The organism is Methylobacterium sp. BE186 (assembly GCF_031457035.1).
Lineage (GTDB): Bacteria > Pseudomonadota > Alphaproteobacteria > Rhizobiales > Beijerinckiaceae > Methylobacterium > Methylobacterium segetis.
In genome coordinates, this window is sequence record NZ_JAVDVV010000031.1 from 63,418 (window position 1) to 69,417 (window position 6,000).

At 58.4% G+C, this 6,000-nt stretch carries 2 protein-coding genes and 3 pseudogenes; 1 reads left to right on the top strand and 4 read right to left on the bottom strand.

Annotated features, from left to right (window positions below):
- Positions 1 to 811 precede the first annotated feature (811 nt).
- A pseudogene (locus tag J2X36_RS23315) lies at positions 812 to 1,072 on the bottom strand (transposase); the annotation flags it as partial.
- Between the two features lie 56 nt (positions 1,073 to 1,128).
- Between J2X36_RS23315 and J2X36_RS23320 the strand changes: the two are divergent.
- On the top strand, positions 1,129 to 2,349 hold the full coding sequence (locus J2X36_RS23320; protein WP_310354243.1) for an IS256 family transposase: 1,221 nt from the start codon (positions 1,129 to 1,131) through the stop codon (positions 2,347 to 2,349).
- A gap of 41 nt (positions 2,350 to 2,390) precedes the next feature.
- On the opposite strand, the pseudogene J2X36_RS23325 reads toward J2X36_RS23320, so the two are convergent.
- The 3 genes and pseudogenes from J2X36_RS23325 to cpsB all read right to left on the bottom strand — a co-directional run.
- A pseudogene (locus J2X36_RS23325) lies at positions 2,391 to 2,810 on the bottom strand (IS5 family transposase); the annotation flags it as partial.
- Positions 2,811 to 2,997: 187 nt separating this feature from the next.
- A complete protein-coding gene (locus tag J2X36_RS23330) occupies positions 2,998 to 5,583 on the bottom strand; it encodes a glycosyltransferase family 4 protein (protein ID WP_310354245.1) in 2,586 nt (861 codons plus the stop codon).
- 220 nt (positions 5,584 to 5,803) lie between these two features.
- Positions 5,804 to 6,000: pseudogene (gene cpsB / locus J2X36_RS23335) on the bottom strand (mannose-1-phosphate guanylyltransferase/mannose-6-phosphate isomerase); the annotation flags it as partial.

Sequence of the window (6,000 nt, forward strand, 5' to 3'; positions counted from 1 at the left end):
GTGGTCTACGCACCATCGATGAGCTTGCCGCCCCTGTCTGACCGCATGATGTGGCAGCACTTTGCTGACCTCGGTAAGAAGCACGACGCCGGCGAGGTAACGCTCATTCGGGGCTTGACGCAACACAACCAATTACGGAAGCCTTATCCGTAGGCCTGCGCCTATGCCTTCCTGAGCTATGGAGGCCTGCTGCGGTGCCCACGACCTCGGGCGCGTGCTGAACCTGTTTGGTTGCGGAACGTCGTTGGGATGCCGCGCCAAGGGGCACCCGGGCCGCAGCGGCCGCGAGGAGCCCTGCTCGGCGCGCTACGCGCCGGCCCACCAGCTCGACGAGCTGGTCTGGCAGGATCTGTGTGCTCTGCTGAGCGAGCCCGAGCAGGTGGCCGCGGCCTTGGCTCGGGCGCATGGCGGGGGCTGGCTGCCGCAGGACCTGCAAGCCCGACGTGAGCAGTTGCGCCAGGGCCGGGGTGGCCTCCAACGGCAGCTGGAGCGCCTGACCGAAGCATTTCTGCTCGGTGTCATCCCGCTGCCGGAGTACCAACGGCGGCGTCAGGCAACGGAGAATCGCCTCCAGGTGCTGGAGGTTCAAACAAAGCAGCTGGAAAGCCGGGTGGACCGGCAAGCTCAGCTTGCGGGCTGGGCGAGCTCGGCGGAGGAGTTCTGTCGTCGCATCGCAACTGGGTTAGTCGGCGCCGACTTCGCCCAACGGCGCGAACTGGTGGAGCTGCTCGTCGATCGGGTCATCGTCGCCGATGCGGAAGTCGAGATCCACTACGTGATCCCGGTCGGACCCGACGGCGAACGAGGCCGCTTTTGTCATTTGCGTAAGGACTCCTTCGACCCGGTTGCGGTTGGTGTAGATCCAATCCGGGCAGGCGACAGGGGCATCGTGCCGCTGCGGCGGGATCGCAGGCCGGGGGCCCATGCCCCAGATGTGCTCGCGGAAACGTTGGCTGGTGTAGCCTCGGTCGCCCACCACCCACTTGGGCACGCCCGGCAGTTGACCGAGCAGCGGGATAGCCTGAGGCAGCTCATGCGCCTGACCGTGCGCGATCCGGAACGCGATGGCACGGGGACTGTCAGGAATTTCGTGTTGGGCGGCCATAGTGGACCCGAAGGAGGTCCCCGATGGCACGACGGAAAGCACCGCACATCCCTGACGCGCTCCTGGACCAGCTGCTGGCCGGCGCCGATCCCAAGACGGCGTTCGAGGCCGATGGCTTGCTGGACGCGCTGAAGAAGGCCCTGGCCGAGCGGGCGCTCAACGCCGAGATGGACCACCATCTGGCGGGCGAGGACGCCGGCAACAGCCGCAACGGCTATGGCCGCAAGACCGTGACTACTGAGACCGGCCGGATCGAGCTTTCGATCCCGCGTGATCGGCAGGCGACGTTCGACCCGCAGTTGATCGCCCGCTATCAGCGCCGCTTTCCGGGCTTCGACGATAAGATCGTGTCGATGTACGCCCGCGGCATGAGCACCCGGGAGATCGTCGGGCACCTGCGCGAGCTGTACGGGATCGAGGTCTCCCCCGGCCTGATCAGCGCGGTGACCGACGCGGTGCTGGAGGAGGTCGCCGCCTGGCAGGCCCGGCCGCTGGAGCCGGTCTACCCGATCGTGTTCTTCGACGCCCTGCGGATCAAGGTGCGCGACGAGGGCCTGGTCCGCAACAAGGCCGTCCACATCGCGCTGGGCGTGCGCGCCGACGGCTCCAAGGAGATCCTCGGCCTGTGGCTGGAGCAGAACGAAGGCGCCAAGTTCTGGCTGCGGGTCATGAACGAGCTCAGGAACCGCGGCGTGGAGGACGTGCTCGTGGCCGTAGTCGACGGGCTGAAGGGCTTCCCCGACGCGATCCGGTCGGTGTTTCCAGAGGCAACGGTCCAGACCTGCATCGTCCACCTGCTGCGTCACAGCCTCGACTTCGTCTCCTACAAGGACCGCAAGCTCGTGGCGGCCGCGCTGAAGGACATCTACCGCGCGCTCGACGCCACGGCCGGCGAGGCGGCCTTGGCTGCCTTCGAGGCGGGCGAGTGGGGCCGGCGCTATCCGGCCATCGCCCAGAGCTGGCGCCGGGCCTGGAGCGAGGTCATCCCGTTCTACGCCTTCCCCGGCGAGGTCCGTCGGATCCTCTACACGACGAACGCCATCGAGGCTCTGAACGCCACGCTGCGTCGGGCTGTGCGCGCCCGGGGGCACTTCCCGACCGACGAGGCTGCGCTGAAGCTGCTCTACCTCGTCTTGAACCGCTCCGAGAAGGCGTGGAAGATGGGTCCGCGTGAGTGGATCATGGCCAAGGCCCAGTTCGCCGTCATCTTCGGCGAGCGCTTCGCCCGGGCCATGGCGGCCTGATGTTCAACTCGCCGCCCTCACACGGAATTTCCGATAGTCCCGATGGCACGACCTGCGCCATCGGCGGTCACGCAAGCCTTGGTTCCGTATCCGCCACGAGAGCGGCCAAGCGCCTCAAGATGGTCTCGCTCAGCTTGAGATCCCTAAGCAGCCCCCGCCGCCCTCTGGTGCGCGCGCACGCTGGTGCCGTCGAGGAACACCATGCCGAGCTGCACCCCGCGCTCTTGCACAAGGCTGAGGAGCCGCTCCCAGACACCAGCGCGCGCCCAACGGATGAAGATCTGAGCGGCACGCCACCAAGGTCCGAGTTCAGCTGGCACGGCGCGCCACTTGGCGCCGTTCTGATGCCGCCAGAGGATGGCCGAGACGGTGCGGCGCAGATCCTGTGGTGGCGTCTTGCCCTTCGGCCGACAGGCCTCAACGAGTGGCTCCAACTCGGCCCATTGTGCGTCCGACAGCATCGCTCCTCCTCCCTCAGGAGAGGCGAAACGCTCACACCATCAGGTGGTTCAAGCGATCACAGGCCGTAATGGTCACACCACCTAAAATCGGGAATGATAGATCCACGGAGCCCGTCAATGCACGCACTTTTGCCGGCCATTCGACATTCGTCCTATGTCTTGCCGACATCGCAATAGCCCTTGCTAATCAGCGTTGGATCCCTGTCACCGGACTTCGTAACATGTCACTATATATTTGGTCGATGCGCGCACAGATAGCTTGGCTCGCGACGCGGTAATTATACAGCCTCTCCATATCCTCCTTCCCCTTCCGTCCAAGCTCGCGCTGCAAATCAGGATCATTGAACAAGCGCAGCATCTGATTTGCGGCGTGATACGCGGAGGGTTCAGCCCAAGTCTGAAAGGCACTGTATGGTGGAGTATCTTCCTGTAGTCGAATCAAATCACAATCTACAAGCAAACTATTATTGTCATTCATAAACTGTAAGTTACCTGAATATCTAGTAGCAATTACAGGCCGCTCAAGTAGCATCGCCTCTGCCATCGTTAGCCCGAAGCCTTCACTTCGATGAAGAGAAATGTATGCGTCAGCTACAGCAATAAGACTTAAAGTCTGTTCCCGCGTAAAGTCATCGCTTATTATTGATATATTCCACCCAGATGCCGCCTCAATCAATGATTCAAGCGAATCCGAATATTGTCGCCCAAACAAGACTTTTATTACTAGCCTAACTCTCGGTTGTTTCGAAAAAGCGAGTTTAAAAGCTTCAATCAATCCAAACGGATTCTTACGGTCAAGAATGCTAGACATGCTAAAGACGAACAAAAATATAAATTCGTCCGTCGAGAGCCCGAATTCGGACCGCGGCTGTAAATTAAATTTTTCAAGCTCTAAGCCAGGACTTAATACATGAACTGGCTGCCGAAATCGCTTCCGTAATCCAGCGGCAATATATTCAGTGGCCGTCCACAGTTCATCGCACCCCAAAGCTGCTTCATTCCAAGACGAAGGAACTTCGTCCAACTCCCAGTACCAGTACCCGATTCGATAAGTTCGTGGTTCACGAGGAGACAAACAAGCCCGCGAATAGACTTGTGCGAAAAAAGGCTCCGGCTGAATATGGATTAGCGTTATATCGTAAGTTTCAACTCCAATGAGGCGAGGGCTTGAGGGCTCATCCATGGTTATTGCTACGGGAACATCTCGTAAACTCAAAGCTATTCCTCTGCCGGACAACCCCCGCACGATGTTTTCAACCGAGACACGCAAACCTGAACGATAAGAGAAATGGCCCAGAATATTCAGGCCCGGTTGGGCGATCTCTCGAGCTAAATCGCCGTTTAACCGCTCAGCTAACCATGCTCGCGGCAAAAAATGCAACCCTGAAGCAGGTGTATTAAGGAAGTTAATAAAATCTTGAGCCGAGGCTACATCGCAAAACGCATTCGGGAAGAGCGAGCGCCAATCCTCACGACACGCATAAGCTAGGCGGACTTGAGCCGCGTCGCACATAAATCTTGGGTAGTCCTGGGCGAATATGCCATGGTCGCGGCAACCGTATCTTCGAGCGACCCATTCAGCAAGTTTAACTATACCGAAGACGGTTCCGCCGTCAGGCACTTCTTTCTGCCAGCTGGGAGTAATCGCCCAAGTCTCGCAGAGTGCAGCTTGAACATCTTCGGCATTCGAGATCAGAAACCACCACACGCTCTCAAGATTTAAATCTCCTTTACTGACAGCTGCAAAAAGCGCTTGGCACGTTCGCTTCAGGCCGGTCGGCAATAAAAATAGTGGCTCAGCAGCTCGAAGCTCATCATTGTACGCGAGGAATTGGCGGGCAGCTGCATCGAACCGCTCAGAAAATGCAGCGTCAATCGCGCTTCCATAAAGATTCGAGAAGCCGAGGGCTTCCAGTCCCTCAGACTTCAACCACACGGCGTAGGCGCCTTCTGCTCCCTCTTGCAGTGCTCGTGGAAACCTTATGCGTAATTGGCGGCTTTGCCGAAGGGCTCCTAACACAATTCGCGCACCGGTCTGAGCGGTGAGAGGTGCGTCTGATACATCAAGCTTCCAATTTACTGCAGTAGTTGGTGATTTAACCAGTGCCGCAAGTCCAACATCGCTGAAAATATCGAATTCGGTGCTGGCGAATGACCTGCCTTCCCGCGCTCCATGCTGAATATAGTGAAATAAAGGATTAATGCCTGACTCGGCGACGTCAGCGTTGGCCGCAAGGTATGCTGCAGTATCGAAAAACGGGCCAGCCGCTCGACCTTCCGCTGCCCCGCGCTCAATGTAGTGACGAACGGCACTCTCTTTCCCAGCGGCAACGTCAGGGTAGGTCCGAAGATACCAATCCTCGTCAAATAGTTCAGAGTCGTTAATTACTTTCATCCAATAACTGGATTGGGCTTCTAAATCTTCTGAAGAGGTTGGCGGGGCACACCGGCCCTCGCGTGCGCCATGCTCGATGTAATGTACTAGAGGATTGACTCCCGAAATCCGCACGTCAGGGTTAGCCTTGATGTACGCTTGGGTATCGAAGAGCGGGCTTGCTGCTCTGCCCTCTGCAGCCCCGCGATCTAGATAATGTGCGAGGGGACTATGTGGGAACCCAGCGACATCTGGATAGGCCTGCTTATACCAGTTCTCGTCGAAAAGCCCTGATCCATTAATTAGCTTCTGCTCGTAAGCTCGCCTGCGTTTGAGCTTTAGTTGCGAGATCCTACTGAAGGACATTTTCCGCAACACCTTAGAAGTGATTTTCAGCATGGAAGTTACGTTTCAATCACGTAGGCTTGACCGTATCGCGACTTATTTCGCGTTTCAATTAGAAAGACTTCAAAATCAACGCACTTTTTCGAGAAATTGAGAGACTATCAGTCTCGTGATTTCAGGATGTCCGCCATGGGTACTTTCTGGCATAGATCGAGATCTCACAATCATTCGAAATTTTGCGGGTTGCGACTCGCCTTTGATTTCCACTTCAGTTTCAGCGTCCGTAGACGTCCTCGACGCGGATGATGTCGTCCTCTCCGGTGTAGGAGCCGACCTGCACCTCGATCAGCTCCAGCGGGATCTTGCCGGGGTTCGACAGCCGGTGCATCGAGCCGATCGGCAGGTAGATCGCCTCGTTCTCGTGCACCAGCACCAGCCGCTCGTTGAGCGTCACCTCCGCCGTGCCCTTCA

What these genes read in the sequence shown, in the direction of transcription:
- J2X36_RS23320 (WP_310354243.1), top strand. Translation starts at nt 1,129, where the DNA reads ATGGCACGACGGAAAGCACCGCACATCCCTGACGCGCTCCTGGACCAG.
- J2X36_RS23330 (WP_310354245.1), bottom strand. Translation starts at nt 5,583, where the DNA reads ATGCTGAAAATCACTTCTAAGGTGTTGCGGAAAATGTCCTTCAGTAGG.